We start from the raw sequence: 23,171 nt of genomic DNA on the forward strand, positions 1-23,171 counted from the left end.
AGCGTCCAGGGGAAGGGATAAGTCCAGAGGAAGGGATTATGAGTCAGATGGCAATAACAAAACCGGTTCTGTCCGCCAGCGAGGCGGCAGCCTTGCAAGTCAAGTTTTCAAAATCAACAAAGCGCAATAAAGTCAAGGCCTTTGGCCTGGTACTTCCTTTGGTTGTTTTTCTGTTGTTACTGTTTGTGGTGCCTATTCTGGCTTTTTTGAATAAAAGCATTGAAAACCCCGAAGTGGTTTCCGTATTGCCCATGACAACCGAACAGTTGCGAGCCTGGGAAGTGGGGCAGCCACTAGAGGAAAGTTTTTACAGGGCTTTGGCCCAGGACCTGACCGTGGCCAAGCAGGCGAAAACCTCGGGTGACTTGATGCGCAGGCTGAATTTTGAAGAACCCGGTGCCCGTAGCCTGTTGTCAAAGACGGTGCGTAGAATGCCGCTTCCTGAAACGGTGAGCTCTTATCGGGACGAATTTGCAAAAATTGATGCCAGCTGGGCCGATCCGGTCATTTGGGCGCTGCTTAAGCGCAATTCGGGTGAGTTTACCGCTTTTTACCTGTTGACGGCCCTGGATATGAAATATGACGCACGCAATGAGATTGTCAGTGCAGGACCGTCAGAGTCCGTTTTTCTGGATATCTATGTGCGTACTTTCAAAATGGCGCTGGTGGTGACGCTTTGTACCCTGGTCCTGGCTTATCCACTGGCTTATTTGCTGGCAACTTTGCCGGCCAAAACCAGTAACCTTCTCATGATCCTGGTGTTATTGCCATTCTGGACGTCTCTGCTGGTGCGAACCGCAGCCTGGATTGTATTGCTGCAAAATGGCGGAATTATCAATGGATTCTTAATGTGGGCGGGTCTTATAGAGCAGCCGGTGCAATTGGTCTTCAACCGGATCGGGGTGTACATAGCCATGGTGCATATTATGTTGCCGTTCATGATTCTGCCCATATACAGTGTTATGAAAGGGATTTCCCCCACGTATATCCGAGCGGCCGTGTCGCTGGGCTGTCACCCCATTATCAGTTTCTGGAAGGTTTATTTTCCCCAGACCGTGGCGGGTGTCAGTGCCGGGTGCCTGCTGGTGTTCATTACCTCCATTGGTTATTACATTACCCCTGCATTGCTGGGCGGTCCCAAAGATCAGATGATCAGTTACTTCATCGCCTTTTATACAAACGGTTCGATTAACTGGGGTCTGGCGGCTGCCCTGGGTGGGTTCCTGCTGCTGGCCACGCTTATTCTTTATGCCGTGTACAACCGTCTGGTTGGCAGTGGCAAAGTGAGGCTCGCATGAAAAAAACCAAAGAAAACCGTACGACTGTGGAAAGGGTTTGGTTTTATTTGCACCGGATTATTTGTGCACTGATTTTACTGTTCCTGATAGCACCGGTACTGGTGATTGTGCCATTATCATTCAGTGAGAGTGCATTTCTGGTTTATCCTGTTCAGGGCTTTTCCCTGCGTTGGTATGAAAATTTCTTTTCATCGCCCACCTGGATGCTGGGCCTGAAAAACACCCTGATTGTGGCACCCGTGGCCACATTGATTGCGATGGTGCTGGGAACACTGGCGGCATTGGGATTCAACCGTGCCAATTTCTTTGGCAAGGCATTTCTGATGAGTTTGCTGGTTTCACCCATGGTGGTGCCGGTTGTGATTGTGGGGGTGGCGGCTTACCTGTTTTTTGCACCTCTGGGTATGGCCAATAATATCTGGCTGCTGATCGTAATGCATGCGGTGCTGGGTGTGCCGTTTGTGGTGATTACCGTACTGGCCACACTCGAGGGTTTTGACCAGAATCTGGTCAAGGCGGCCAGCAGTCTGGGGGCGTCCCCGGTCTATGCGTTTTTCAGGGTCACTTTGCCGATTATTGCGCCCGGTGTTATTTCAGGTGGCCTGTTCGCCTTTGGTATTTCCTTTGACGAGGTGGTATTGACCTTATTTGTGGCGGGGCCCGAACAGTTTACCTTGCCCCGGGTCATGTTCAGTGGCATTCGTGAAAATCTGAACCCCACTATTGCCGCAGCGGCCACTTTATTGATTCTTTTTTCAGTCGTTATGCTCCTGACGCTGGAGTGGCTCAGGAGACGCAGTGAAAAAATGCGCCTGGGACTGGCGAACGGAGAATAGTATGGCAGAGCAAACTCGATATGTATTGTTGACGGGCGCGAGCCGTGGCATTGGACATGCGACCGTCAAGCTGTTCCAAGAGCGGGGATGGCGTATTTTTACCGTATCGCGTCAGCCTTTTTCGGAGGAATGCAGGTGGGCAGACGCCAGGGAAAGTCACATTCAGGCTGATTTGTCCGATTTGAATGGCTTGCGTGATTTGGTCGAGACGGTGCGGCAAAAGCTGCCTGATGGAAAATTGCATGCCTTGGTAAATAATGCCGGTATTTCACCGAAGAAAGAAGGAGGTGGGCGCCTGGGCGTACTGGATACCGATGAGTTCACCTGGGTGAACGTACTGCGGGTGAATCTGGTTTCAACAGCCCTGCTGTCGCGTTACCTGTTTCCCGAACTGAAAAAAGCCGGTGGCAGTATCGTGAATGTCACTTCAATTGCCGGATCACGGGTTCACCCCTTTGCCGGTGCGGCCTATGCCGCGTCAAAAGCGGGTCTGGCGGCGCTGACCCGCGAGCAGGCACATGAGTTTGCCCCGCAGGGGGTAAGGGTCAATGCCATAGCACCGGGGGAGATCAATACCTCCATTCTTTCTCCGGATACGCATAAAATTGTTGAGACCCAGATTCCCATGCACCGCCTGGGAACGCCTCAGGAAGTGGCGCAGGCCATTTATTATTTATGCAGTGAAGAGTCTTCCTACATTAATGGTTCGGAACTGCAAATCAACGGTGGTCAGCACGTCTAAACGGCACAAAAACCCTTCCCAAAGGGCGAAGTACGGCTGGAAAAGTGTGATATATTGTTGTTTTTAAAGTGTTATCCAGAAAATAAACAGTCAAATAACTTGCCAAAGAATGCGTTATGGTTTATATTAATAGACTTCGCTCATTCTACAGTGGGTGGAGAGTTCTTATTTAAGCAGATTTCAACCCAGGGTGGTTTGGTCTAACGCCAAGCGGCCTGACGGGACCAAAACTGGTTATATGAATAGCGAAAGCGAATATGGTCCGCCACATTTTGTTTGGCGGTATATGTAACTAAGTTGGAACAGGAATAATCATGATCCAAATGCAAAGCACGCTAGACGTGGCTGATAATACCGGTGCGCGCCGTATCATGTGCATCAAGGTATTAGGTGGCTCCAAGCGCCGTTATGCTTCCATCGGTGACATTATTAAAGTTAGTGTTAAAGATGCAGCACCGCGCGGACGCGTCAAAAAAGGCGAAATTTATAACGCGGTGGTCGTACGTACCGCCAAAGGCGTTCGTCGTAAGGATGGCTCATTAATCCGTTTTGGCGGTAATGCAGCTGTATTGCTCAATGCCAAGCTGGAGCCAATCGGTACTCGCATTTTCGGCCCTGTAACGCGTGAATTGCGTACAGAGCGTTTTATGAAGATCGTGTCTCTGGCACCTGAAGTGTTATAAGAGGGTAACGATGAACAATATCCGTAAAGGTGATGAAGTTATCGTATTGACCGGACGCGACAAAAAGCGTCGTGGCGTTGTGCTGGCTCGCGTCGGTGCTGACCACGTTCTGGTTGAGGGCGTTAACGTCGTGAAAAAACACCAAAAACCTAATCCCATGACAAACAATCCTGGTGGTGTTGTTGATAAAACAATGCCTATCCACATTTCAAATGTGGCCTTGTTTAACCCAGAAACAGGTAAAGCTGATCGTGTTGGTGTTAAAGAAGTGGATGGTCATAAAGTCCGTATTTATCGCTCCAACGGCGCTGTCGTTGGCGTGAAAGCGTAAGGGGCACAATATAATGGCTCGTTTACAAGATTTGTACATCAGCAAAATTGCTGGCGAATTGAAAGAAAAATTCAATTACAAAAGTGACATGGAAGTGCCTCGCATTACCAAAATCACTTTGAACATGGGCGTTTCCGAAGCAGTTGCAGACAAGAAAGTTATTGAGCATGCTGTTTCTGACCTGACCAAAATTGCAGGGCAAAAACCTGTCGTAACCAAAACCCGCAAGGCGATTGCCGGATTCAAGATTCGTGAAGACTATCCTATCGGTTGTATGGTTACTCTGCGTGGCAAACGCATGTATGAGTTCCTGGATCGTCTGGTTACAGTGGCACTGCCACGTGTACGTGACTTCCGCGGTATTTCCGGTCGTGCTTTCGATGGTCGTGGTAACTACAACGTTGGGGTTAAAGAGCAAATCATTTTCCCTGAAATTGAATACGACAAAATTGATGCACTGCGTGGTCTGAATATCAGCATCATTACAACTGCTAAGACTGACGAAGAAGCGAAAGCGCTGCTCACAGCATTCAGCTTCCCGTTTCGTAACTAAGGGGCGATGACGTGGCAAAACTATCACTCATCAATCGCGATATCAAACGTGCAAAACTGGTTGCAAAATATGCAGCCAAGCGTGCCGAATTGACAGCGATCATTAACGACACATCTAAATCAGACGAAGAGCGCTATGTCGCACGTCTGAAAGTGCAACAATTACCTCGCAATGCCAATCCAACACGCATGCGTAATCGTTGTGTAATTACTGGCCGTCCTCGTGGCGTGTTCAGCAAGTTTGGTTTGACTCGTCACAAACTGCGCGAAATGGCAATGCGCGGTGAAGTGCCTGGTATGACTAAAGCAAGCTGGTAGGAGAATATAAATGAGCATGAGCGATCCAATCGCCGATATGTTGACGCGTATCCGTAACGCACAGCAAGTCGAGAAAGTTTCGGTATCTATGCCCTCCTCTAAGCTGAAAGTGGCTATTGCTGCTGTGCTGAAAGATGAAGGTTATATCGAAAACTTCGAAATCAAAGGTGAAAAAACCAAGCCCGAGCTTGAAATTTCACTGAAATACTATGCAGGCCGTCCCGTGATCGAGCGCATTGACCGCGTTTCACGTCCTGGTTTGCGTATCTACAAAGGCCGTGGTTCTATCCCTCAGGTGATGAACGGTCTGGGTGTAGCAATCGTTTCAACTTCGCGCGGTGTCATGACAGACCGTAAAGCACGCTCCGAAGGCGTGGGTGGCGAAGTTCTGTGTTATGTGGCATAAGGAGAATTCAATGTCACGTATAGCAAAATATCCAGTTATTGTACCTAACGGTGTGGAAGTTAAAATTGCACCCAATAACATCAATGTGAAAGGTCCCTTGGGCGAAATGAACCAGGAACTGAGTGGCGATGTAGCCATTACGCTTGATGATGGCAAATTGTCTTTCGCAGTTACTAATGAGTCGCGCCATGCCAAGGCAATGTCAGGTACATTGCGTGCCCTGGTAAACAACATGGTTACCGGTGTCAGCAAAGGTTTTGAGCGTCGTCTTACTCTGATCGGTGTGGGTTTCCGCGCACAGGTTCAGGGCAATGCGCTGAAAATGGATCTTGGCTTCTCTCATGATGTCATCCATCCTCTGCCAGAAGGCGTAAAAGCCGAATGTCCAAGCCAGACAGAAATCGTTCTGAAAGGTTACGACAAACAGGTAGTAGGACAGGTTGCTGCCAAAATCCGCGGTTATCGTCCGCCAGAGCCTTACAAAGGCAAAGGTGTTCGTTATGCGGATGAGCAGGTCACCATCAAAGAAGTTAAGAAGAAATAATAGCGCAGGCAAGGATAAATCATGGACAAGAAAGTATCCCGTTTGCGTCGTGCAGTGGCTACACGCCGGAAGATTGCAGAATTGCGTATGCATCGCTTATCTGTATATCGCTCCAATTTGCACATTTACGCGAACGTTATTTCGCCAGAAGGCGACAAAGTGTTATTCAGCGCATCTACTCTTGAACCTGAAGTTCGCAAAGAGCTGGCTGATAGCAAAAAAAGCGGCGGCAACGTCGAGGCTGCAGTTATCGTAGGTAAGCGTGTTGCCGAGAAAGCTAAAGCAGCAGGTATCGAATCGGTCGCATTTGACCGTTCGGGTTTCCGTTATCATGGCCGTGTTAAAGCGTTGGCAGAAGCCGCGCGTGAAGCCGGCCTCAAGTTCTAAGCGAGGAATTGTCAAATGGCTAAAGCACAAGGCAAAAACGCCCCTGAACAAGAACGCGATGACGGTTTTCGCGAAAAAATGATCGCGGTTAACCGCGTCAGCAAAGTAGTCAAGGGTGGTCGCACCATGAGCTTTGCAGCGTTAACCGTGGTTGGAGATGGCGATGGTCGCATCGGCATGGGCAAAGGTAAAGCACGTGAAGTGCCGGTAGCTGTTCAGAAAGCAATGGAACAGGCCCGTCGTGGCATGGTCAAGATTGCCCTGAATAATGGCACCCTGCATCACACTGTAGTAGGTAAGCACGGTGCATCCACCGTTCTGATCTCTCCAGCGGCAGAAGGTACTGGCGTTATCGCCGGTGGCCCAATGCGTGCAATTTTCGAAGTAATGGGTGTACGTAACGTGGTTGCAAAAAGCTTGGGCTCAAGCAATCCATACAACTTGGTACGTGCAACCTTGAACGGCTTGAACGCATGTTTGACACCATCAGAGGTGGCTGCCAAACGCGGTAAATCCGTTGAAGAAATTCTGGGGTAAATCATGGCACAGAATAAACAAATTAAAGTAACACTGGTTCGCTCTGTCATTGGCACCAAACGCGATCACCGCGATACCGTTCGTGGTCTGGGTTTGGGTAAAGTGAACAGCAGCCGTGTGTTGCTTGATACGCCCGAAGTTCGTGGGATGATCCGTAAAGTGGATTATCTCGTGTCAGTATCAGAAGCCTAAAGGAATAGAGATGTCTGAAATGCAACTCAATACGTTAGCTCCTGCTGCTGGTAGCAAGCATGCCAAACGTCGCGTTGGACGCGGTATTGGTTCTGGCTTGGGTAAAACAGCAGGTCGTGGTCATAAAGGTCAGAAATCACGTTCAGGTGGCTTTCATAAAGTCGGCTTCGAGGGTGGTCAGATGCCTTTGCAACGTCGTTTGCCAAAACGCGGCTTCACTCCACTGGGTCAGCATTTGCACGCAGAAGTGCGTTTGTCTGATTTGCAGAAACTCGAAGCTGATGTCATCGACGTTCAGGTTTTAAAACAAGCTGGTGTTGTTGGTCAAAGCGTTCGTTACGCCAAGGTCATCCTGTCAGGTGAATTGTCTCGCAAAGTAACTCTGAATGGCCTGACCGCCACAGCAGGTGCACGCGCAGCAATTGAAGCCGCTGGCGGTTCACTCGCTTAAAAAGGGGTAAAAGTGGCTAAAGCGCAGGCAGCAGGTAAAGCAGGTAGCGGTAAAAAATACGGCGACCTTAAACAGCGACTTGTGTTCCTGATTCTTGCTCTGGTTGTGTACCGTTTCGGTACACATATTCCTGTTCCTGGCATCAACCCTGGTGCCATGCAGGAACTGTTCAATACACAGTCAGACGGGATTCTGGGTCTTTTTAACATGTTTTCCGGTGGTGCGCTCGAGCGCTTCTCTGTCTTTGCATTGGGTATCATGCCGTATATTTCTGCATCGATCATCATGCAGCTGGTGACAGCGGTTGTTCCATCCCTGGAAGCCTTGAAAAAAGAGGGTGAATCGGGTCGTCGCAAGATTACCCAGTACACCCGCTATTTCACTGTTGTATTAGCGTTGGTACAGTCATTTGGTATTGCAGCAACTTTGCAGGCACAACCCAATCTGGTAATCACCCCGGGAGTGATGTTTGTCTTCACGACGGTGGTTACCCTTGTAACGGGTACCATGTTTGTAATGTGGCTGGGTGAGCAAATCACCGAACGTGGTTTGGGTAACGGTATTTCAATCCTGATTTTTGCAGGTATTGTGGCCGGTTTGCCTACTGCACTGGCAAGCATGTTCGAGCTTGTTAGCCAGAATCAGATCGGAACGGTTGCAGCGTTGTTCATTTTTGCGCTGGTCGTGGCGATAACCGCCTTGGTTGTATTTGTCGAGCGTGGTCAGCGCCGCATTACCGTGAACTATGCCAAACGTCAGGTTGGAAATAAAATTTATGGTGGACAAAGTTCTCACTTGCCACTGAAGTTGAACATGGCGGGTGTTATTCCTCCCATTTTTGCTTCGTCAATTATTTTGTTTCCGGCCACGATCGCGAATTGGTTTTCAAGTGCAGGCCAAATTCGTTGGCTAAGTGATATATCAGCTGCTTTGCAGCCTGGTCAACCGCTTTATGTCACTGTATTTACTGCTTTGATTATATTTTTCTGTTTTTTCTATACGGCTTTGGTTTTCAACAGTCGTGAAACAGCAGATAACCTGAAGAAAAGTGGTGCATTTGTACCGGGTATTCGTCCAGGTCAGCAAACAGCAAAATATATTGACAAAATATTAATGCGTTTAACGCTGGTGGGCGCCATTTACATCACATTGGTGTGTCTGGTTCCTGAATTCCTGAGGATGCAATGGCAGAATGTACCGTTTTATCTGGGTGGCACCTCACTGTTAATTATTGTGGTGGTGACCATGGATTTTATGGCCCAGGTTCAGGCCTACATGATGTCGCACCAATATGATTCGTTACTCAAGAAAACCAGTTTCAAGGGTACGAACTTACCAATGAGATAATCATCATGGCAAAGGACGACGTCATACAAATGCAGGGAGAGGTTATTGAAAACCTCCCTAACGCAACTTTTCGTATTAAACTGGAGAATGGCCATGTGGTTTTAGGCTATATTTCTGGCAAAATGCGTATGCACTATATTCGGATTCTTCCGGGTGACAAGGTTACTGTGGAATTAACCCCATACGACCTTTCACGCGCCAGAATCGTATTCCGCTCTAAATAAGCGGGAACAATTAGGAGTCAACCAATGAAGGTAATGGCATCGGTTAAAAAGATCTGCCGTAATTGCAAGATCATTAAACGTCACGGAGTTGTACGAGTTATTTGTACAGATCCGCGTCACAAGCAACGCCAGGGTTAATCCCTGCGTTAACGACTTAACGAGGAACAGTCATGGCCCGTATCGCAGGCATCAACATTCCGCCGCATCAACATGCAGAAATCGGTCTAACCGCTATTTTTGGTATTGGACGCACCCGCTCTCGTCAGATTTGCGAAGCATCAGGTGTACCATTCGATAAAAAAGTCAAAGACCTGACAGATGCAGAACTCGAGAAAATTCGTGAACAGGTAGGTACGTTCACAGTCGAGGGTGATTTGCGACGTGAAGTACAACTTTCGATTAAACGCTTAATCGATTTGGGAACTTATCGTGGCATGCGCCACAGACGTGGACTGCCCGTCCGTGGTCAGCGCACTCGTACGAATGCGCGTACCCGTAAAGGACCACGTCGTGCAGCTCAATCACTGAAGAAATAATCGGGGTAGGTTATTATGGCGAAAGCTTCTAGCGGCGCAAATCGCGCTCGCAAAAAAATTAAAAAAGTTGTATCGGACGGCATTGCGCACGTTCATGCATCTTTTAACAATACAATCATCACAATTACTGACCGTCAAGGCAATGCCTTGTCATGGGCGACGTCGGGTGGCGCGGGCTTTAAAGGCTCACGTAAATCGACGCCTTTTGCAGCGCAGGTTGCAGCCGAGTCAGCGGGACGTGTAGCATTGGAATATGGTATCAAAACACTTGAAGTTCGCATCAAGGGCCCAGGTCCTGGTCGTGAGTCTTCAGTGCGTGCATTGAATGCGCTGGGTATCAAAATTTCAAGCATCTCTGATATCACGCCAGTTCCGCATAACGGTTGCCGCCCTCCTAAACGCCGCCGTATCTAATATATTAAGGGAACATAATGGCACGATATACTGGACCAAAATGTAAACTTTCACGTCGTGAAGGTATTGATTTATTTCTGAAGAGTGCACGTCGCTCTTTGGATTCCAAATGTAAACTGGATTCCAAACCTGGTCAGCACGGTCGCACTTCCGGTGCCCGTACTTCCGATTACGGTCTGCAGTTGCGCGAGAAACAAAAACTCAAACGTATGTACGGCGTACTTGAAAAACAATTCCGTAAATACTTTGCTGAAGCTGAGCGTCGCCGTGGTAACACAGGCGAGACCCTGATTCAGTTGTTGGAATCGCGCCTTGACAACGTGGTATACCGCATGGGTTTTGGCTCTACACGCGCCGAAGCACGTCAGCTGGTTAGCCACGGAGCTATTGAACTGAACGGCCACAAAGCCGACATTCCTTCAATGCTGATCAAAAGCGGAGACATCATTTCCGTACGTGAAAAGTCCAAAGGCCAGGCTCGTATTAAAGAGTCTTTGGATCTGGCAACCGGTAATGGTCTGCCACAATGGGTTGAAGTTGATGTTGCCAAATTGAGCGGCACATTCAAACAAGCCCCGGATCGTGCAGATGTTGCGCGTGATATTAATGAATCAATGGTTGTTGAATTGTATTCTCGTTAATATCGTGAAAAAGCAGAAAAGGTTTTGGCCTTTTCTGCTTTTTATCTTCTATCCATGCTTGCGTTGGCAATTGCATGAAAATAATAAAAATAAGTTATAATTTTCCGGTTCTCCAATAGGTTGATCTGCACATATTTTCGCAATCAGTCTGTTTTTTTTATACTTTTATCTTATCCATCAGCCTTATCGGTGTAACGAGCCGAGGGTATTGAAAAGGAAATGTAATGTCTCAGGCTTTTCTTAAACCACGTTCCATTGACGTCATCCCAGTTACCGATAACCACGCTAAAGTTGTCATGGAGCCGTTTGAGCGCGGTTTTGGCCATACTTTGGGCAATGCCCTGCGCCGTATTCTGTTGTCTTCCATGACCGGTTACGCGCCCACCGAAGTGCAAATTACCGGTGTTGTACATGAATATTCAACCCTGCCTGGTGTCGGTGAGGACGTGGTTGACATCCTGCTTAACCTGAAAGGTGTCGTATTCAAGCTGCATAACCGTGAAGAAGTAACCGTCACTTTGCGTAAAAGTGGTATAGGTCCTGTTCTGGCCAGCGACATTGAACTTCCTCATGATGTTGAAATCATCAATCCTGATCACGTTATTGCCAACCTTACCGAAAATGGTAAGCTGGAAATGCAGATCAAGGTAGAGCAGGGCCGTGGCTATGTGCCTGGTAATGTCCGTGCCCTGGCAGACGATAAGGCCCATACCATTGGCCGTATTATCCTGGACGCGTCTTACAGTCCCATCCGTCGTGTCAGCTATGCCGTTGAAAGCGCCCGTGTTGAACAGCGTACCGACCTTGACAAACTGATTCTCGATATCGAAACAGACGGTGTGATTACACCTGAAGAGGCCGTGCGTCAGGCTGCCCGTATCCTGATGGACCAGATTTCCGTGTTTGCCGCTCTTGAAGGTGCAACCGAAACTTACGAAACACCGGTACGTGGTGCGCCACAAATTGACCCTGTACTGCTGCGTCCTGTTGATGATCTTGAGCTAACCGTACGTTCGGCCAACTGCCTGAAAGCGGAAAACATTTACTACATTGGTGATCTGATCCAGCGTACCGAAAATGAATTGCTGAAAACACCTAACCTGGGTCGCAAATCACTCAACGAAATCAAAGAAGTCCTGGCCGCACGCGGCCTGACGCTGGGCATGAAACTTGAAAACTGGCCACCACTTGGCCTGGAACGCCCATAAAGCAAAGCATTTGTTGCCAATCGGTTTTTAGAAGCTGATTGGCAATATTTAATCAACCGGACCGCCGTCTTTGGTCATCATTTCAAAAACGGATAGAAGAGCTGGGCTAACCGGATGATCAGCCGATCATCTTAAATTTAGATTCATAGGAAATATATCATGCGTCATCGCAGTGGTTTACGTAAATTAAATCGTACAAGCAGCCATCGTCTGGCTATGTTCCGCAACATGTCTGTATCCCTGATCCAGCACGAAGCGATCAAAACAACATTGCCTAAAGCCAAAGAGCTGCGCCGTGTCATCGAACCCCTGATCACTTTAGCCAAAGAGCCAACCCTGGCCAATAAACGCCTGGCATTTGCCCGTTTGCGCGATCGTGATGCTGTAGTTAAACTGTTTGCTGAAATCGGTCCTCGTTTCCAGGAGCGTAACGGTGGTTACACCCGCATCCTTAAAATGGGTTTCCGTCAAGGCGACAATGCACCTATGGCTTTCATGGAATTGGTTGACCGTCCAGAAGTTGCAGACGAAGTTGTTGACGCCGAGTAATTGAGCAATCAATCATTCAGGTATCATGAAAAGCACCCTTAGCGGGTGCTTTTTTTGCGCTGGATCATGTCATGGTATGGTTATTGCTTTATATTGGCTGATTTGGGCCAACGTGACACAATGGCGATAAAACGCGTAATATGATCGTGTGCAGCCCGGGTTGCATTGTAATTGATAATGGCAGGTCTGCTGCCATGGGTTGTGAAGGTGTGAATATGAAAATCGAATCGGTTGTGCTTGATCAATGGTATCCGGTTGCAACGGAAAACATGCCCGTTGCCGGCAAGGTTTACCATACGCGGTTACTGGGGCAGCCCATTGAATATGGATTGGATGATAATGCCACCTTTTATGCTATTGGGCGAGATACCCGACGGCCGCTACCCGTGCTCAGGCAGTATTACACTTATTGGGTCAGCCTGGGCACACCGCCAGCCATGTTTGAAATTCCCGAATTTCACGAGACTGACCGGCGTGTGTTGGCGACGGTGCCGGTATGCGTGCGTGCGTCCGGTTTACGAGTGATGGAAAATTTTCTGGACATAGCTCATTTTCCGTTTGTCCATGAAGGGACGCTGGGTGAAATGCCGTATACGGCCGTCAAGCCTTACCATGTTGAAATTGAAAATAATGGGCTTTATGTCCGGGGTGCAGCGTTTCATCAACCCATGGCAGCCTTCAGTCATGAAGGGCACATGACTATTTCGTATGTTTACCGGGTGTGCAGTCCGTTTAGTGCCTTATTGTATAAAACCTGCCCCTTGCAGCCAGCCAAAAAAGACCTGGTATGTATTTTTGTGCAGCCCTGTGATGAAGACCGCAGTATTGTTCATATGCCCATGGCTTGCCTGGATGACAGCGCCAGCACGCAAGCGCTGCGTCGGTTTCAGCAGGGTATTATTGGCCAGGATCTTGCCATATTGAATAATCAGGTACCGCGTAAGCTTCCTCTGTTCCCTGATTTTGAAATATCAACGGCTGCAGATGCCGCTTCGCTGGCTTACCGGCAGTGGCTAAGCGAGCAAGGCGTGGTCTATGGTACTTTTCAGAAATCCTGACATACAGTCTGTCTTAATGCTGATAAGAGTTGAATATGTTTGAAGATAAATGGTTTCCCGTTGCCCGAGCTGATGAACTGGTCTTGCGTCATGTGTTTCATGCCCAATTGCATGGTGTGGAACTGGCTTTATGGAGGACAGACAAGGGTGAGGTCAATGCCTGGGAAAACCGCTGCCCACATCGTGGCATGCGCTTGACCCTGGGTATCAATACCGGCAAGAGTCTGAAGTGCCAGTACCATGGCTGGCAGTTCCACTCCGGTGACGGTCAGTGTTCAGTGGTTCCTGCCATCCCCGATGGCAGTATGCCGCACTCGGCCTGTGCCAAAAGTTTTTCCGTGGTGGAAAAAAACGGTTTTGTCTGGGTCAATCTTACCCGTGATTATTTAAGTGAGCCCGGCACGCTGGTTCACCCCTTTGCCTTGCCATCCAGTGTCTTGCGCAGTATTACCGTCAATGCGCCATTGGCGTCTGTACGGACGCAGTTGCAGGGTTTCTGTCACTACGACCGGCATGTCGACAGGCAAACTTTTCAGGTGCAGGAAGATGGTTTAATGATGCATGTCTGTTGGCAGGAATACATGCTGCAAACTGTTGAAGTGCTGTTCATGTTGCAGCCGGCACATACTGAAAAAACCGTCATTCATGTGATGTGCAATCAAAGTGATGATGAATTGAAGTGGACACGTCGCATTAATGAGGCCTTGACAAGCCTGAAGCTTGAACTGGAGGCCGACCGGGATATCACGGAACAAGAGCCGCTTATTGCCCCCCAACCGGTGCAGGCTTTGCCGCGCTGGTTACCGGCGCGGGTTGTCGAGCGCAAGGAAATTGCCGAACAGGTGGCTTCATTTCGGTTGCATTTGCCATCATTCAACCGTTTCAAGGGGATCGAGGCGGGCGCGCACATTGATGTCCGCACGCCGCGAGGCCTGGTGCGGCAGTTCTCCCTGGTGGAGTGGGATACGAAAGCGCAGGAACTGCTGATTGGGGTCAAGCTTGAGCCTGAATCCCGAGGAGGCTCGGCGTCTTTGTATAACGAAGTCAGGGAAGACAGCGTACTGGAAATCTCAGCACCCAAGAATCATTTTCGTCTGGTGCCCGGCAAAGGCGGTACGCTGATTGCCGGAGGAATTGGCGTGGCACCGATTGTTGCCATGGCAAATCAGCTGGAACATGAGAAATTGCCCTATCATGTGCATTATTTCGTACGTAATATCTATTCCCGCGCGTTTGTGGATCAGCTTAACAAACTGTCCAATGTTTCGTTTTATCAAGCCATGCAGCCAGATCAGGTGGCCGAGCAGCTTTTCAGTATTCTGTCCAAAGTTACTCCCGAGCAGCCTAATGTGTATATTTGCGGTCCCAAAGGCCTGCTTGATACAGCCCTGCGGGTCATTCAGGAAAATGGCTGGGCGCATATTCAGGTCCGTCATGAGCTTTTTATCAACCGGGTCGATCACCAGGATGAGCACACCTTTCGGGTTACCCTGGCCCGGTCGGGCCAAAGTTATATTATTCCTTCCGGTGTCAGCATTACCGATGCCCTGAGGGAATATGGCGTGGATATTGAAACTTCATGTGAACAGGGGGTGTGCGGCACCTGTTATACCAAAGTTCTTTCGGGCAAGATTGAGCACAAGGACTTTTATTTAAGTGAAGAAGAAAAACAAAGCGGTCATTGCATGATGCCCTGTGTATCTCGCAGTGCAGGCGATGATCTGGTACTGGATATCTAGGAGCGGGCATGTTGAATTTGTACGATTGCGAATTGTCGGAAAATTGTTATAAGGTCCGCCTGTTTCTGAGCATTCTGGGGCAGGAGCACCAGCTTACCCCGGTTGAGCTTGTGCCGGGGCGCGAGCATCAACAGGCCCGTTTTCGCGTCATCAATCCTTTGGCCAAAGTGCCGGTGCTGGACGATAACGGGTTTATCGTGCGTGATTCACAGGCCATTCTGGTTTATCTTGCCTGCAAATATGCTCCCAGGGGGAAATGGTATCCGCTTGAGGATGCGACCCGGATTGCCTGTGTCCAGATATGGCTGTCATTTGCCAATGACCTGAATGAAACGGTTTCGGCCGCACGCTGGGTACAAGTGTTTGGAAAGGGTGGAAATATGGCGCCGCAGTGCCGGAAAGCCCGGCAATTGCTGACGGTTATCGACGAACATCTGTGGTTTGCCGAAAAAAACGGTCATGCGTGGCTGTGCCCCGGTGAACATCCCACCATTGCCGATCTGGCCTGCTTTCCCCATATTATGCTCTCTGATGAGGCCGGTATCTCTTTGCTGGATTACCCGGCTTTGCGTCGCTGGACAGATCGGGTCAAGGGGATCAATGGCTTTACGGCCATGCCAGGCATTTTTAGTGTGGAAAACAATTAAGGCGCTTTATGCGGTATGGCTTGCCTGTTTCAATTCAACACTTTATCCAAGGTCCCTGAGAATTTTTCGGCATTCTGAAAGCCCACAACGCGGATCCTTTCCAGTTCCCGGCCTTGCTGATTGAAAAAGATAATACCCGGTGGGCCAAACAGTTTGAAGCGTTTTAACAGTGCGCGATCGGCTTCGTTGTTCTTGGTGACATCCACCTGCAGAAGCAGCATCTGGTCCAGTTTGCGCTTCACGGAGGGGTCGGAAAAGGTGAATAGCTCCATTTCCTTGCAGGAGATGCACCAGTCGGCATAAAAATCCAGCATGACGGGTTTGCCGGCATTGGCCACTGTGTTTTCAAGCTCGGCCAGTGTTTTAATCCGGACAAACGGGGTCTCTTCCACGACTGCGATGCTGCCCCGTACGGCAGATGTCTGGCTGTTGGCAGCGCCAGCGCCTAAGCCCTTGAGCGGGCTGAGCACGCTTTGCCCTCCGGTAGCCAACCCCAGCATGAGCAGAACGGCCCATAAGGCAAACAGCAGGCCGGTTGCCTTGAACAGCAGTTTAAGAATGCTGTTATGGTTGGGTAAGGGACTGAAGGCACCCAGTAACAGGGCCAGACACATCGACAGGAAAGCCCAGGCCAGCATGTCGAACCAGCCTGGGGTGATGGGCATGATCATCCAGACAGCGGTGGCCAGCAACAGCAGGCCGCAGAAGTTCTTGATACTGTCCATCCAGGGCCCGGCCTTGGGTAACAAGGCGCCTGAAGAGGTGCCCAGGATTAACAGGGACGTGCCCTGGCCCCAGGCCAGTACAAACAGGGCCAGGCCACCGGTGCTCAAGTCGCCGGTTTGTGAAATGAACAACAGCACGCCGGCCAGAGGAGCCGCCACACAAGGACCACAGATCAGGGCGGAAATTATGCCCATGAAAAAGGCATTGCCCATGCGGCCACCCGGCATGCGGGAAACCTTTTCGTTAAGGGAAGACTGCAGACTGGCGGGCATTTGAATGGTAAAGGCACCAAACATGCCAATGGCCAGAATCACCAGGGCAATGGCAAACAGGCCCAGTACCCACGGGTTCTGGATCCAGGCGGCCAGCACGGCACCAATAGAGGCGGCCAGAATGCCCAGGATGGTATAAACAACCGATGTGCCCAGTACGTACATCAGGGTCAGGTTCAGACCCCTGAAACGTGAGACGGCGGCATTGCCGATGGACTTGCGATCACCCACCACAATAGACAGAAGGATGGGCAGCATGGGCAGTACGCAGGGCGTAAAGGATAGCAGAACCCCCAGTGCAAAGCTGAGCAGGATGATTTTCAGCAGGCTGGCATCGTTCAGCCAGGCGGCAATATCGGTATCGCCGGCATCAAACAGGGAAATATTGTTGTCGGCCGTGTTGGTGCTGGTGGATACCAGGGGCGGGCCGCCCAGTATGGCACCTTTGCCGGCGGTAATCTCATAGCCGGTTGCGGTGGGGCTTAAGCCAACTTCATAGCTCATGGGCGGATAGCACAGGCCGGCATCGGCACAACCCTGGCCAATCAGTTCAAGGGTGAAAGGGTGGTCACTTTTGTTCAGGGGTAGCAGGATTTCAACATGGTTGTAATAGACCTCCATTTCCTTGTCGAAAGTGGGGTCGTATTTGACCTGTCCGGAAGACGGGTAAACGGGGGTGCCCAATAGCTGGCCCGTCTGTGTGGCGCTGTCATCATCATCTTGAACATGATATTCAAAGCGCTCGCGATACATATAGTATTTGGGCGCAATGTCAAAACGGATTTTCAGCTGGTTGTCGGTTTGCATTTGTGCTGAAAACACAAATGCCTTTTCGGGATCAAGAAAGTCTTCTTCCGCCTGCAGAGGAGACAGGGCAGTGAAAAAAAACAGGGTGAAAACAGAAAATAACCAGAGAATTTTTTTGTACAGCGGTGCAATCATGGGGCTTGACTCAAATTTTTGTTTGTTGCTGGACCCAGTATAAATAGGGGGCGTGTCCATCCAGGATGGGCAACACAATGATTTCGGGTACTTCATAAGGATGCAGCTGGGCAATTTTCTGAATACATGCCTGCTGGCGTTCCCGGGTGGTTTTTATGGTTAAGGTGATTTCTTCAGTGCCTTCCACCACATTTTCCCAAAGGTAGATAGACAGGCCTGGCGCACTTAGGTTCACACAGGCAGCCAGTTTCTCTTCAACCAGGATATGGGCAATGCGTTTGCCCAGAAGCAGGTCGGGTACGGTACTGTAAATAACAACGCAATTGCCAGTCTCTGTTTTCATGAAAATGACCTTTGAAATAAGTACAAAGGTCATTTTAGCGTAAGAACGGGCAGACTGGCCTGACCCGGATTAAGGAAACAGGCTTTGCTTGGAATTAGTTTTCAAGCAGTAGCCGGTTTTTTTCAGAAATACCAATGCCTGCCCAGTTACTGCCCAGCTCGCTAACCAGCAGGCAGTCGTTAACACTAAGGGCGGGCAAAAGCAGGTCGCGCACCTGGTTGACATCCAGATCGGTGGAGACAATATAACTGCTGTCAAAACAATGCCAGCGATTGGGGAAATGCTCGTCGATGATTTCTTTTAAGCGTGTAAAACGTGAGCCCAGCAGGCGCAGGTCGTAAGTGATCAGGATTTTCATGGTATTGCCTCTTGCTGATTGTTGAAATAGTTAATGCTTATATTAATGACAATTGGCAAGAATAGCCATGAATAAAACCGGCGATCTTGATATTTGTCCGGCCGGTTGCTGGTCGGCCAGACAGTTTGGATGAAATTCCTGAAGCGGCGGAGGGATAGCCGCCAGGTATTTATTTCTGCTGTTGCAGGATTTTGGCGGCTTCTATGGCGAAGTAAGTCAGGATGCCATCGGCACCGGCCCGCTTGAAGCAAAGCAGGGATTCCATCATGACTTTGTCGTGATCCAGCCAGCCGTTAATGGCTGCCGCCTTGATCATGGCGTATTCACCGCTGACCTGGTAGGCATAGGTGGGCATGCGGAACATTTCCTTGACGTCACGAACAATGTCCAGATAAGGCATGCCAGGCTTGACCATGACCAGGTCGGCACCTTCGCGGATGTCGGCGGCCACTTCACGCAGGGCTTCATTGCGGTTGGCCGGATCCACCTGGTAAGTCATTTTGTCGGATTTACCCAGGTTGCTGGCAGAACCCACGGCATCGCGGAACGGGCCATAGAAAGCACTGGCGTACTTGGCTGAATAGGCCATGATACGGGTGTAAATGAAATTGTGGGCTTCCAGTGCCTGGCGAATGGCGCCAATGCGTCCGTCCATCATGTCACTGGGAGCGACATAATCGGCACCGGCCTCGGCCTGCACCAGGGCTTGTCTGACCAGTATCTCAACCGTGGGTTCATTCAGGACATAACCGCTGTCGTCAATCAGTCCATCCTGGCCGTGGCTGGTGTAAGGGTCAAGGGCCACATCACATAAAATGCCCAGCTCGGGGAATTCTTTTTTCAGGGAGGCCACCACACGCGGGATCAAACCTTCGGGATTGGTGGCTTCGATGCCGTCGGGGGTTTTCAGGGAGGGTTCAATGGATGGGAACAGGGCCAATACCGGAATACCCAGCCTGACGCACTCTTCGGCCACGGGCAAGATGGAGTCGGGCGAGTAACGCACGATGCCAGGCATGGACAGTACGGGTTCGTGCAGATTGTTGCCTTCTTTCACAAAGACGGGGTAAATCAAGTCATTGACTGAGAGAATGTTTTCCCGCACCAGGCGGCGTGAAAAGTCATCGCGGCGGTTGCGACGGGGGCGTGAAGCGGGAAAATCGGCAGTAATAATTGAGCTCATGGTACAACCTTTGGTGAAATCCAGTTGGTAATTTTGAGATCGGCCTCTTCAAGTCCGATACGGTGGGTGGCTGAAAAAGGGATGGCATTCAGGGCACCGATATCGGCCAGGTCTTTGCGCACGGCAGCAACGGCTTTCAGGCGCTGGCCATAGGGTAGTTTGTCGGCCTTGGTCAATAATACAAGAACGGGTTTGCCGGTGGGGGCGATCCAATTGGCCAGGCGGCGGTCCAGGTCGGTGACACCACGGCGGATATCAACCAGCAGCACGATGCCGGCCAGGGAGGTACGTTCACGCAGGTAGGCACCCAGCACATCAGCCCATTCTTCACGGGCATCACGCGCAACCGAGGCATAGCCATAGCCCGGAAGATCGACCAGAAAGCCCAATGGGTGTTCGGGGTCGAGGGGATCCGGAAGACCAAACATGTTGATCAGGCGGGTGCGTCCGGGTGTTTTACTGGAAAATGCCAGCCTTTTCTGGTTGGCCAGCACGTTGATGGCCGAGGATTTGCCTGCATTGGAGCGGCCCACAAAACATACTTCGGGAACCGACGGTGGAGGCAGCTGATGCAGCTTTGCAGCTGAGGTAAAGAAGGATGCCCGATGTAAAATTGACACAAGTTCACTCGAATAAATAAAAAATAAGTCTCTATTGTATAATCCTTATCCATAAAAATCGCCTAAATTTAGTGATTGAGGTTTATACTCCTACGTTTATAAGCATTATCTTTTACAATAGACGCTAATTTAGACCAATGCGTACTGATCCGCTGTGATCATAGAGGGTATTCATGAAGCAAGTTTTATCAAAAATTTTAGTGACAAGTGGCGTTGCCATGGGACTGGCCATGAGCGCTTCCAGCTTTGCCGCCAAGCCTGATGCCAAGGCCGGTGAGGAACTGTATGCCAATGGCGACATGTCACGTGGTATTCTGGCCTGTGTGGCCTGCCATGGCGTTGCTGCCAACAGCATGGTTCCCATGTATCCAAGTCTGGCCGGAATGCCCTATGAGTACATCATCAACCAGCTCAAGAATTTCCAGACCCCCGAAGGTGCCAAAACCAGTAATCGGGTTGATGCACAGGGTAACCCCACCATGATGGCACCTATTGTTGCCCAAATGACGCCCCAAGACATGCAGAACCTGGCTATGTACATTAGCAAGCAAACACTTGCCCAGCCAGCAACCGCCAAACTGGGTGCCGATCATGAAGTGGTGCAGCGTGGTCGGGAAATCTGGCGTGCCGGTATCCCCGAGCGTAATGTTCCTGCCTGTGCTTCCTGTCATGGCGCAACCGGCAAGGGTATGCCTTCCGCGTTCCCCGCTTTGTCCGGTCAGCACCCCGAGTACCTCGAGGCCCAGCTGCTTGCCTTTGCAGACGGTTATCGTAAAAATGGTGGCACTGAAAACATGATGGGCGTGATTGCCAACCGCATGAACCGTGCAGACATGAAAGCGGTTGCCGATTACGCAGCCGGTATCCGCTAATTTTGTTCAAGTGTTTACTCCCGACACATACGGGGGAACTTTTACAGATAGTGTTATCTAAGATAGGGAGTCCATACGTTGGCACTCCCTATTTTCTTATGAATTAATAATTGACGATGGCAAAAAATACCACCCGCAGAAGATGGACTGCTGATTTTTTTGAACTGATGGGCTCCATGCGCTTTGCGGTGAGCCTGCTCTCATTTATCTGTGTCGCCAGTATTATTGGTACGGTGTTGCCACAAAACCAGACCGAGCTTCAATATACTGATCAGTTCGGCACCTTCTGGTACACTGTTTTCAGTAAATTTGGGGTGTCGCAAATCTATAATACCTGGTGGTTCCTGGTCATTATGGGTTTTCTGGTGATATCCACCACGGTTTGCCTGCTTCGCAATACGCCTAAAATGATCAAGGACATGCGCTCCTTTCGTGAGTATATCCGTGAGGGCAGTTTGCGGGCGTTTCCCCATAAATTGAATGTGGAAGTCGGTTTCGATCAGGAAACCACTGTACGCATGTCCAAGTCGTGGTTGAAAAAAGAAGGTTACCGCTTCCGTGAAAAAGTGTCTGAAAATGGTGTGTTGCTGGCTGCCAAAAAGGGTAGTGCCAACCGTCTGGGATATGTTTTTGCTCACGTTGCCATTGTCGTGATCTGTATTGGTGGTTTGCTTGATAGTGAGCTGCCCAATCGCCTGCAAATCTGGTTTGGCAGCAAAGCACCTATTCCCGCTACCGCGAAGTATATTTCCGATGTCGCGGAGGAAACCCGTTTTTCTTCCTCCAACCCCAGTTTCCGTGGCAATGTCTCCATTTCAGAGGGTGGCAATTCCAGCTACGCCTTGCTGGGACTGGGCGGTGAGCAATTCCTGCAGGTGTTGCCGTTCGATATCAAGCTGAACAAGTTCATTATCGAGTATTACGAAACCAATGGGATGCCCAAGCGCTTTGCCAGTGACGTGACCATTACCGATCTGGCAAGCAAGGAAGTTGAAAACCGTATTATCGAGGTGAACCATCCTTTTTCCAAGGACGGTATTACCCTTTATCAGTCCAGTTTCCATGACGGTGGTTCCAAGTTGCTGCTAACAGGCTACCCACTGGACGGGCAGACAACTGAAACCTTTGAGTTGAATATGGAGGTGGCCGGCACCTCTAAACTGACCACCACGATTAATGGGGAAAACAAAGAGTATCGGGTTACGATTGATGATTTCAAACCTATCAACGTTGAAAACCTGAATGCCGGCAATCCGCAGCCGAAAAGTTTTGAAGAGCAGATTCTGGCGGTGACCGGTAGTGCGGCGGGTAAAGAGCGTGAGGTGCAAAATGTGGGTCCCAGCGTTGCTTATACGCTGAGTGATGATAAGAACCAGTCGGTCAAATATAATAATTACATGTTGCCCATGCTGCTTGATGATTCGCTGGTTTTCCTGGCGGGAATTCAGTTGCCGGGCGAGGGCATGTTCCGTTATGTGCGCATGCCTGCCGATGACAATGGTACGCTCGATGAATTCATGGCCATGCGCGCCGCATTTGAAAATCCTGAAATGAGGCGCAAGGCCGCTCGTGCTTTTGCTGAAAAATCCCGAGATGAGCGCTTTAATGCCGACATGATTACCCCCTTGGCTGAACAGGCCCTTGAGATATTTGCCAAAGGCGGTTTCATGGGGATTGACCAATACGTGGATGGGACCGATGTTCCCGAAGCGGAACGGGTTCCCGAAAATTTGCGGGAACCCATGAAAAAAATCCTGCGCGATTATCTGTTGTTCAGTGCGGTTGAGTTGCGCAATCTGGTACGCATTGAGGCGGGCCTGGCGCCTGTCTCTTTAAACAGTCGCGAAGAGGCGGAAAAACAGGCACGCTGGTTTGATGTATCCCTGCGCGCCTTGTCCGATTTAAGTGCCTATCCGGCGCCGGTCATGCTGCAGCTCAAAACTTTCGAGCATATTCAGGCCAGTGTCCTGCAGGCTACCCGTTCTCCGGGAAAAAGCTCTGTTTACCTGGGTTCATTGTTCCTGATTATCGGTGTTTTTGCCATGTTTTATATCCGTGACCGCCGGATCTGGATGTGGATTAAACCGGGTGACACGGCAAATAGCAGTAAAATCATGTCAGCAATGACTTCACAGAAAAGAACGCTGGACTTCAATCGTGAGTTCGAGCGTTTCAGGCAAGACTTTTCAGATTTGGCTAAAAAGTAGGAATTGAA

Annotated in this window: 31 protein-coding genes; 26 read left to right on the plus strand and 5 right to left on the minus strand. The window is 49.8% G+C overall.

Annotated features, from left to right (window positions below; all coding sequences use genetic code 11):
• Positions 1-38 precede the first annotated feature (38 nt).
• From HCX92_RS02440 to HCX92_RS02555, 24 genes are all read left to right on the plus strand, one after another.
• Complete coding sequence (locus tag HCX92_RS02440; protein ID WP_246587253.1) at positions 39-1,298, plus strand: ABC transporter permease; 1,260 nt, start codon at positions 39-41, stop codon at positions 1,296-1,298.
• Positions 1,295-2,134, plus strand: coding sequence for an ABC transporter permease (locus tag HCX92_RS02445; protein WP_169293343.1), 840 nt, complete (start codon positions 1,295-1,297; stop codon positions 2,132-2,134). The genes HCX92_RS02440 and HCX92_RS02445 overlap by 4 nt, the downstream gene beginning before the upstream one ends.
• Before the next feature lies 1 nt (position 2,135).
• Positions 2,136-2,876 carry an SDR family NAD(P)-dependent oxidoreductase gene (locus HCX92_RS02450; protein WP_169293344.1) on the plus strand — a complete coding sequence of 247 codons (741 nt, stop codon included), beginning with the start codon at positions 2,136-2,138 and terminating at the stop codon, positions 2,874-2,876.
• Positions 2,877-3,190: 314 nt separating this feature from the next.
• Positions 3,191-3,559 carry a 50S ribosomal protein L14 gene (rplN, locus tag HCX92_RS02455; RefSeq protein WP_169293345.1) on the plus strand — a complete coding sequence of 123 codons (369 nt, stop codon included), beginning with the start codon at positions 3,191-3,193 and terminating at the stop codon, positions 3,557-3,559.
• A 10-nt stretch (positions 3,560-3,569) separates the two neighbouring features.
• Entirely contained in the window at positions 3,570-3,890 is a 321-nt protein-coding gene (rplX, locus tag HCX92_RS02460; protein WP_169293346.1) for a 50S ribosomal protein L24, read from the plus strand.
• A 13-nt stretch (positions 3,891-3,903) separates the two neighbouring features.
• Positions 3,904-4,443, plus strand: coding sequence for a 50S ribosomal protein L5 (rplE, locus tag HCX92_RS02465; protein WP_169293347.1), 540 nt, complete (start codon positions 3,904-3,906; stop codon positions 4,441-4,443).
• Between the two features lie 11 nt (positions 4,444-4,454).
• Positions 4,455-4,760 (plus strand): 30S ribosomal protein S14, encoded by a 306-nt coding sequence (gene rpsN / locus HCX92_RS02470; protein WP_169293348.1) that lies wholly within the window; start codon positions 4,455-4,457, stop codon positions 4,758-4,760.
• 10 nt (positions 4,761-4,770) lie between these two features.
• Entirely contained in the window at positions 4,771-5,166 is a 396-nt protein-coding gene (rpsH, locus tag HCX92_RS02475) for a 30S ribosomal protein S8 (RefSeq protein ID WP_169293349.1), read from the plus strand.
• A gap of 10 nt (positions 5,167-5,176) precedes the next feature.
• Positions 5,177-5,710 (plus strand): 50S ribosomal protein L6, encoded by a 534-nt coding sequence (rplF, locus tag HCX92_RS02480; RefSeq protein WP_169293350.1) that lies wholly within the window; start codon positions 5,177-5,179, stop codon positions 5,708-5,710.
• A gap of 21 nt (positions 5,711-5,731) precedes the next feature.
• Positions 5,732-6,097: a 50S ribosomal protein L18 gene (gene rplR, locus HCX92_RS02485; protein WP_169293351.1), complete on the plus strand. Its 366-nt coding sequence runs from the start codon at positions 5,732-5,734 to the stop codon at positions 6,095-6,097.
• A gap of 15 nt (positions 6,098-6,112) precedes the next feature.
• Positions 6,113-6,634, plus strand: coding sequence for a 30S ribosomal protein S5 (gene rpsE, locus HCX92_RS02490; RefSeq protein ID WP_169293352.1), 522 nt, complete (start codon positions 6,113-6,115; stop codon positions 6,632-6,634).
• Between the two features lie 3 nt (positions 6,635-6,637).
• The gene (gene rpmD / locus HCX92_RS02495; RefSeq protein ID WP_169293353.1) at positions 6,638-6,826 is read left to right on the plus strand and encodes a 50S ribosomal protein L30; all 189 of its coding nucleotides are present in this window, start codon (positions 6,638-6,640) and stop codon (positions 6,824-6,826) included.
• A 10-nt stretch (positions 6,827-6,836) separates the two neighbouring features.
• On the plus strand, positions 6,837-7,277 hold the full coding sequence (gene rplO, locus HCX92_RS02500) for a 50S ribosomal protein L15 (RefSeq protein WP_169293354.1): 441 nt from the start codon (positions 6,837-6,839) through the stop codon (positions 7,275-7,277).
• A gap of 12 nt (positions 7,278-7,289) precedes the next feature.
• Entirely contained in the window at positions 7,290-8,624 is a 1,335-nt protein-coding gene (gene secY / locus HCX92_RS02505; RefSeq protein ID WP_169293355.1) for a preprotein translocase subunit SecY, read from the plus strand.
• Positions 8,625-8,629: 5 nt separating this feature from the next.
• Positions 8,630-8,848, plus strand: a complete 219-nt coding sequence (gene infA / locus HCX92_RS02510) for a translation initiation factor IF-1 (RefSeq protein ID WP_169293356.1) — start codon at positions 8,630-8,632, stop codon at positions 8,846-8,848.
• A 24-nt stretch (positions 8,849-8,872) separates the two neighbouring features.
• Positions 8,873-8,986, plus strand: a complete 114-nt coding sequence (gene rpmJ / locus HCX92_RS02515) for a 50S ribosomal protein L36 (protein ID WP_014752488.1) — start codon at positions 8,873-8,875, stop codon at positions 8,984-8,986.
• Positions 8,987-9,018: 32 nt separating this feature from the next.
• Positions 9,019-9,384, plus strand: coding sequence for a 30S ribosomal protein S13 (gene rpsM / locus HCX92_RS02520; protein ID WP_169293357.1), 366 nt, complete (start codon positions 9,019-9,021; stop codon positions 9,382-9,384).
• 15 nt (positions 9,385-9,399) lie between these two features.
• Positions 9,400-9,798 (plus strand): 30S ribosomal protein S11, encoded by a 399-nt coding sequence (rpsK, locus tag HCX92_RS02525; protein WP_169293358.1) that lies wholly within the window; start codon positions 9,400-9,402, stop codon positions 9,796-9,798.
• 17 nt (positions 9,799-9,815) lie between these two features.
• Entirely contained in the window at positions 9,816-10,439 is a 624-nt protein-coding gene (rpsD, locus tag HCX92_RS02530; RefSeq protein WP_169293359.1) for a 30S ribosomal protein S4, read from the plus strand.
• A gap of 224 nt (positions 10,440-10,663) precedes the next feature.
• The gene (gene rpoA, locus HCX92_RS02535) at positions 10,664-11,647 is read left to right on the plus strand and encodes a DNA-directed RNA polymerase subunit alpha (protein ID WP_169293360.1); all 984 of its coding nucleotides are present in this window, start codon (positions 10,664-10,666) and stop codon (positions 11,645-11,647) included.
• Between the two features lie 159 nt (positions 11,648-11,806).
• Positions 11,807-12,196, plus strand: coding sequence for a 50S ribosomal protein L17 (rplQ, locus tag HCX92_RS02540; RefSeq protein WP_169293361.1), 390 nt, complete (start codon positions 11,807-11,809; stop codon positions 12,194-12,196).
• A gap of 215 nt (positions 12,197-12,411) precedes the next feature.
• Positions 12,412-13,254, plus strand: a complete 843-nt coding sequence (locus tag HCX92_RS02545; RefSeq protein ID WP_211182229.1) for an aromatic ring-hydroxylating dioxygenase subunit alpha — start codon at positions 12,412-12,414, stop codon at positions 13,252-13,254.
• 35 nt (positions 13,255-13,289) lie between these two features.
• The gene (locus HCX92_RS02550) at positions 13,290-14,993 is read left to right on the plus strand and encodes a Rieske 2Fe-2S domain-containing protein (protein ID WP_169293362.1); all 1,704 of its coding nucleotides are present in this window, start codon (positions 13,290-13,292) and stop codon (positions 14,991-14,993) included.
• Between the two features lie 8 nt (positions 14,994-15,001).
• Positions 15,002-15,640 (plus strand): glutathione S-transferase family protein, encoded by a 639-nt coding sequence (locus HCX92_RS02555; RefSeq protein WP_169293363.1) that lies wholly within the window; start codon positions 15,002-15,004, stop codon positions 15,638-15,640.
• A 29-nt stretch (positions 15,641-15,669) separates the two neighbouring features.
• On the opposite strand, the gene dsbD is transcribed toward HCX92_RS02555, so the two are convergent.
• From dsbD to yihA, 5 genes are all read right to left on the minus strand, one after another.
• Positions 15,670-17,580: a protein-disulfide reductase DsbD gene (gene dsbD, locus HCX92_RS02560; RefSeq protein ID WP_169293364.1), complete on the minus strand. Its 1,911-nt coding sequence runs from the start codon at positions 17,578-17,580 to the stop codon at positions 15,670-15,672.
• A gap of 10 nt (positions 17,581-17,590) precedes the next feature.
• Complete coding sequence (gene cutA / locus HCX92_RS02565; RefSeq protein WP_169293365.1) at positions 17,591-17,923, minus strand: divalent-cation tolerance protein CutA; 333 nt, start codon at positions 17,921-17,923, stop codon at positions 17,591-17,593.
• A 94-nt stretch (positions 17,924-18,017) separates the two neighbouring features.
• Entirely contained in the window at positions 18,018-18,281 is a 264-nt protein-coding gene (locus tag HCX92_RS02570; protein ID WP_169293366.1) for a SinR family protein, read from the minus strand.
• A 169-nt stretch (positions 18,282-18,450) separates the two neighbouring features.
• On the minus strand, positions 18,451-19,464 hold the full coding sequence (hemB, locus tag HCX92_RS02575; RefSeq protein WP_169293367.1) for a porphobilinogen synthase: 1,014 nt from the start codon (positions 19,462-19,464) through the stop codon (positions 18,451-18,453).
• The gene (gene yihA / locus HCX92_RS02580; protein WP_169293368.1) at positions 19,461-20,084 is read right to left on the minus strand and encodes a ribosome biogenesis GTP-binding protein YihA/YsxC; all 624 of its coding nucleotides are present in this window, start codon (positions 20,082-20,084) and stop codon (positions 19,461-19,463) included. The genes hemB and yihA overlap by 4 nt, the downstream gene beginning before the upstream one ends.
• 173 nt (positions 20,085-20,257) lie before the next feature.
• Here yihA and HCX92_RS02585 point away from each other — a divergent pair, with 173 nt between their 5' ends.
• Positions 20,258-20,956 (plus strand): c-type cytochrome, encoded by a 699-nt coding sequence (locus HCX92_RS02585; protein ID WP_169293369.1) that lies wholly within the window; start codon positions 20,258-20,260, stop codon positions 20,954-20,956.
• A 116-nt stretch (positions 20,957-21,072) separates the two neighbouring features.
• Positions 21,073-23,163 (plus strand): cytochrome c biogenesis protein ResB, encoded by a 2,091-nt coding sequence (locus HCX92_RS02590; RefSeq protein ID WP_248289979.1) that lies wholly within the window; start codon positions 21,073-21,075, stop codon positions 23,161-23,163.
• Positions 23,164-23,171: the final 8 nt, after the last annotated feature.

It is taken from the genome of Advenella sp. EE-W14 (assembly GCF_012923605.1).
GTDB classification, from domain to species: Bacteria; Pseudomonadota; Gammaproteobacteria; order Burkholderiales; family Burkholderiaceae_B; genus Advenella; species Advenella alkanexedens.

Bases quoted from the DNA above. Each gene is read 5' to 3' on its own strand.
- HCX92_RS02445 (WP_169293343.1), top strand. From the start codon at position 1,295: ATGAAAAAAACCAAAGAAAACCGTACGACTGTGGAAAGGGTTTGGTTT.
- HCX92_RS02555 (WP_169293363.1), top strand. From the start codon at position 15,002: ATGTTGAATTTGTACGATTGCGAATTGTCGGAAAATTGTTATAAGGTC.
- rplE (WP_169293347.1), top strand. From the start codon at position 3,904: ATGGCTCGTTTACAAGATTTGTACATCAGCAAAATTGCTGGCGAATTG.
- HCX92_RS02440 (WP_246587253.1), top strand. From the start codon at position 39: ATGAGTCAGATGGCAATAACAAAACCGGTTCTGTCCGCCAGCGAGGCG.
- HCX92_RS02450 (WP_169293344.1), top strand. From the start codon at position 2,136: ATGGCAGAGCAAACTCGATATGTATTGTTGACGGGCGCGAGCCGTGGC.
- rpmD (WP_169293353.1), top strand. From the start codon at position 6,638: ATGGCACAGAATAAACAAATTAAAGTAACACTGGTTCGCTCTGTCATT.
- HCX92_RS02545 (WP_211182229.1), top strand. From the start codon at position 12,412: ATGAAAATCGAATCGGTTGTGCTTGATCAATGGTATCCGGTTGCAACG.
- rplO (WP_169293354.1), top strand. From the start codon at position 6,837: ATGTCTGAAATGCAACTCAATACGTTAGCTCCTGCTGCTGGTAGCAAG.
- HCX92_RS02570 (WP_169293366.1), bottom strand. From the start codon at position 18,281: ATGAAAATCCTGATCACTTACGACCTGCGCCTGCTGGGCTCACGTTTT.
- rplR (WP_169293351.1), top strand. From the start codon at position 5,732: ATGGACAAGAAAGTATCCCGTTTGCGTCGTGCAGTGGCTACACGCCGG.
- rpsD (WP_169293359.1), top strand. From the start codon at position 9,816: ATGGCACGATATACTGGACCAAAATGTAAACTTTCACGTCGTGAAGGT.
- infA (WP_169293356.1), top strand. From the start codon at position 8,630: ATGGCAAAGGACGACGTCATACAAATGCAGGGAGAGGTTATTGAAAAC.
- rpsM (WP_169293357.1), top strand. From the start codon at position 9,019: ATGGCCCGTATCGCAGGCATCAACATTCCGCCGCATCAACATGCAGAA.
- rplF (WP_169293350.1), top strand. From the start codon at position 5,177: ATGTCACGTATAGCAAAATATCCAGTTATTGTACCTAACGGTGTGGAA.
- HCX92_RS02590 (WP_248289979.1), top strand. From the start codon at position 21,073: ATGGCAAAAAATACCACCCGCAGAAGATGGACTGCTGATTTTTTTGAA.
- rplX (WP_169293346.1), top strand. From the start codon at position 3,570: ATGAACAATATCCGTAAAGGTGATGAAGTTATCGTATTGACCGGACGC.
- rplN (WP_169293345.1), top strand. From the start codon at position 3,191: ATGATCCAAATGCAAAGCACGCTAGACGTGGCTGATAATACCGGTGCG.
- dsbD (WP_169293364.1), bottom strand. From the start codon at position 17,580: ATGATTGCACCGCTGTACAAAAAAATTCTCTGGTTATTTTCTGTTTTC.
- rplQ (WP_169293361.1), top strand. From the start codon at position 11,807: ATGCGTCATCGCAGTGGTTTACGTAAATTAAATCGTACAAGCAGCCAT.
- cutA (WP_169293365.1), bottom strand. From the start codon at position 17,923: ATGAAAACAGAGACTGGCAATTGCGTTGTTATTTACAGTACCGTACCC.
- rpsK (WP_169293358.1), top strand. From the start codon at position 9,400: ATGGCGAAAGCTTCTAGCGGCGCAAATCGCGCTCGCAAAAAAATTAAA.
- HCX92_RS02550 (WP_169293362.1), top strand. From the start codon at position 13,290: ATGTTTGAAGATAAATGGTTTCCCGTTGCCCGAGCTGATGAACTGGTC.
- HCX92_RS02585 (WP_169293369.1), top strand. From the start codon at position 20,258: ATGAAGCAAGTTTTATCAAAAATTTTAGTGACAAGTGGCGTTGCCATG.
- hemB (WP_169293367.1), bottom strand. From the start codon at position 19,464: ATGAGCTCAATTATTACTGCCGATTTTCCCGCTTCACGCCCCCGTCGC.
- rpsE (WP_169293352.1), top strand. From the start codon at position 6,113: ATGGCTAAAGCACAAGGCAAAAACGCCCCTGAACAAGAACGCGATGAC.
- rpsH (WP_169293349.1), top strand. From the start codon at position 4,771: ATGAGCATGAGCGATCCAATCGCCGATATGTTGACGCGTATCCGTAAC.
- rpoA (WP_169293360.1), top strand. From the start codon at position 10,664: ATGTCTCAGGCTTTTCTTAAACCACGTTCCATTGACGTCATCCCAGTT.
- rpmJ (WP_014752488.1), top strand. From the start codon at position 8,873: ATGAAGGTAATGGCATCGGTTAAAAAGATCTGCCGTAATTGCAAGATC.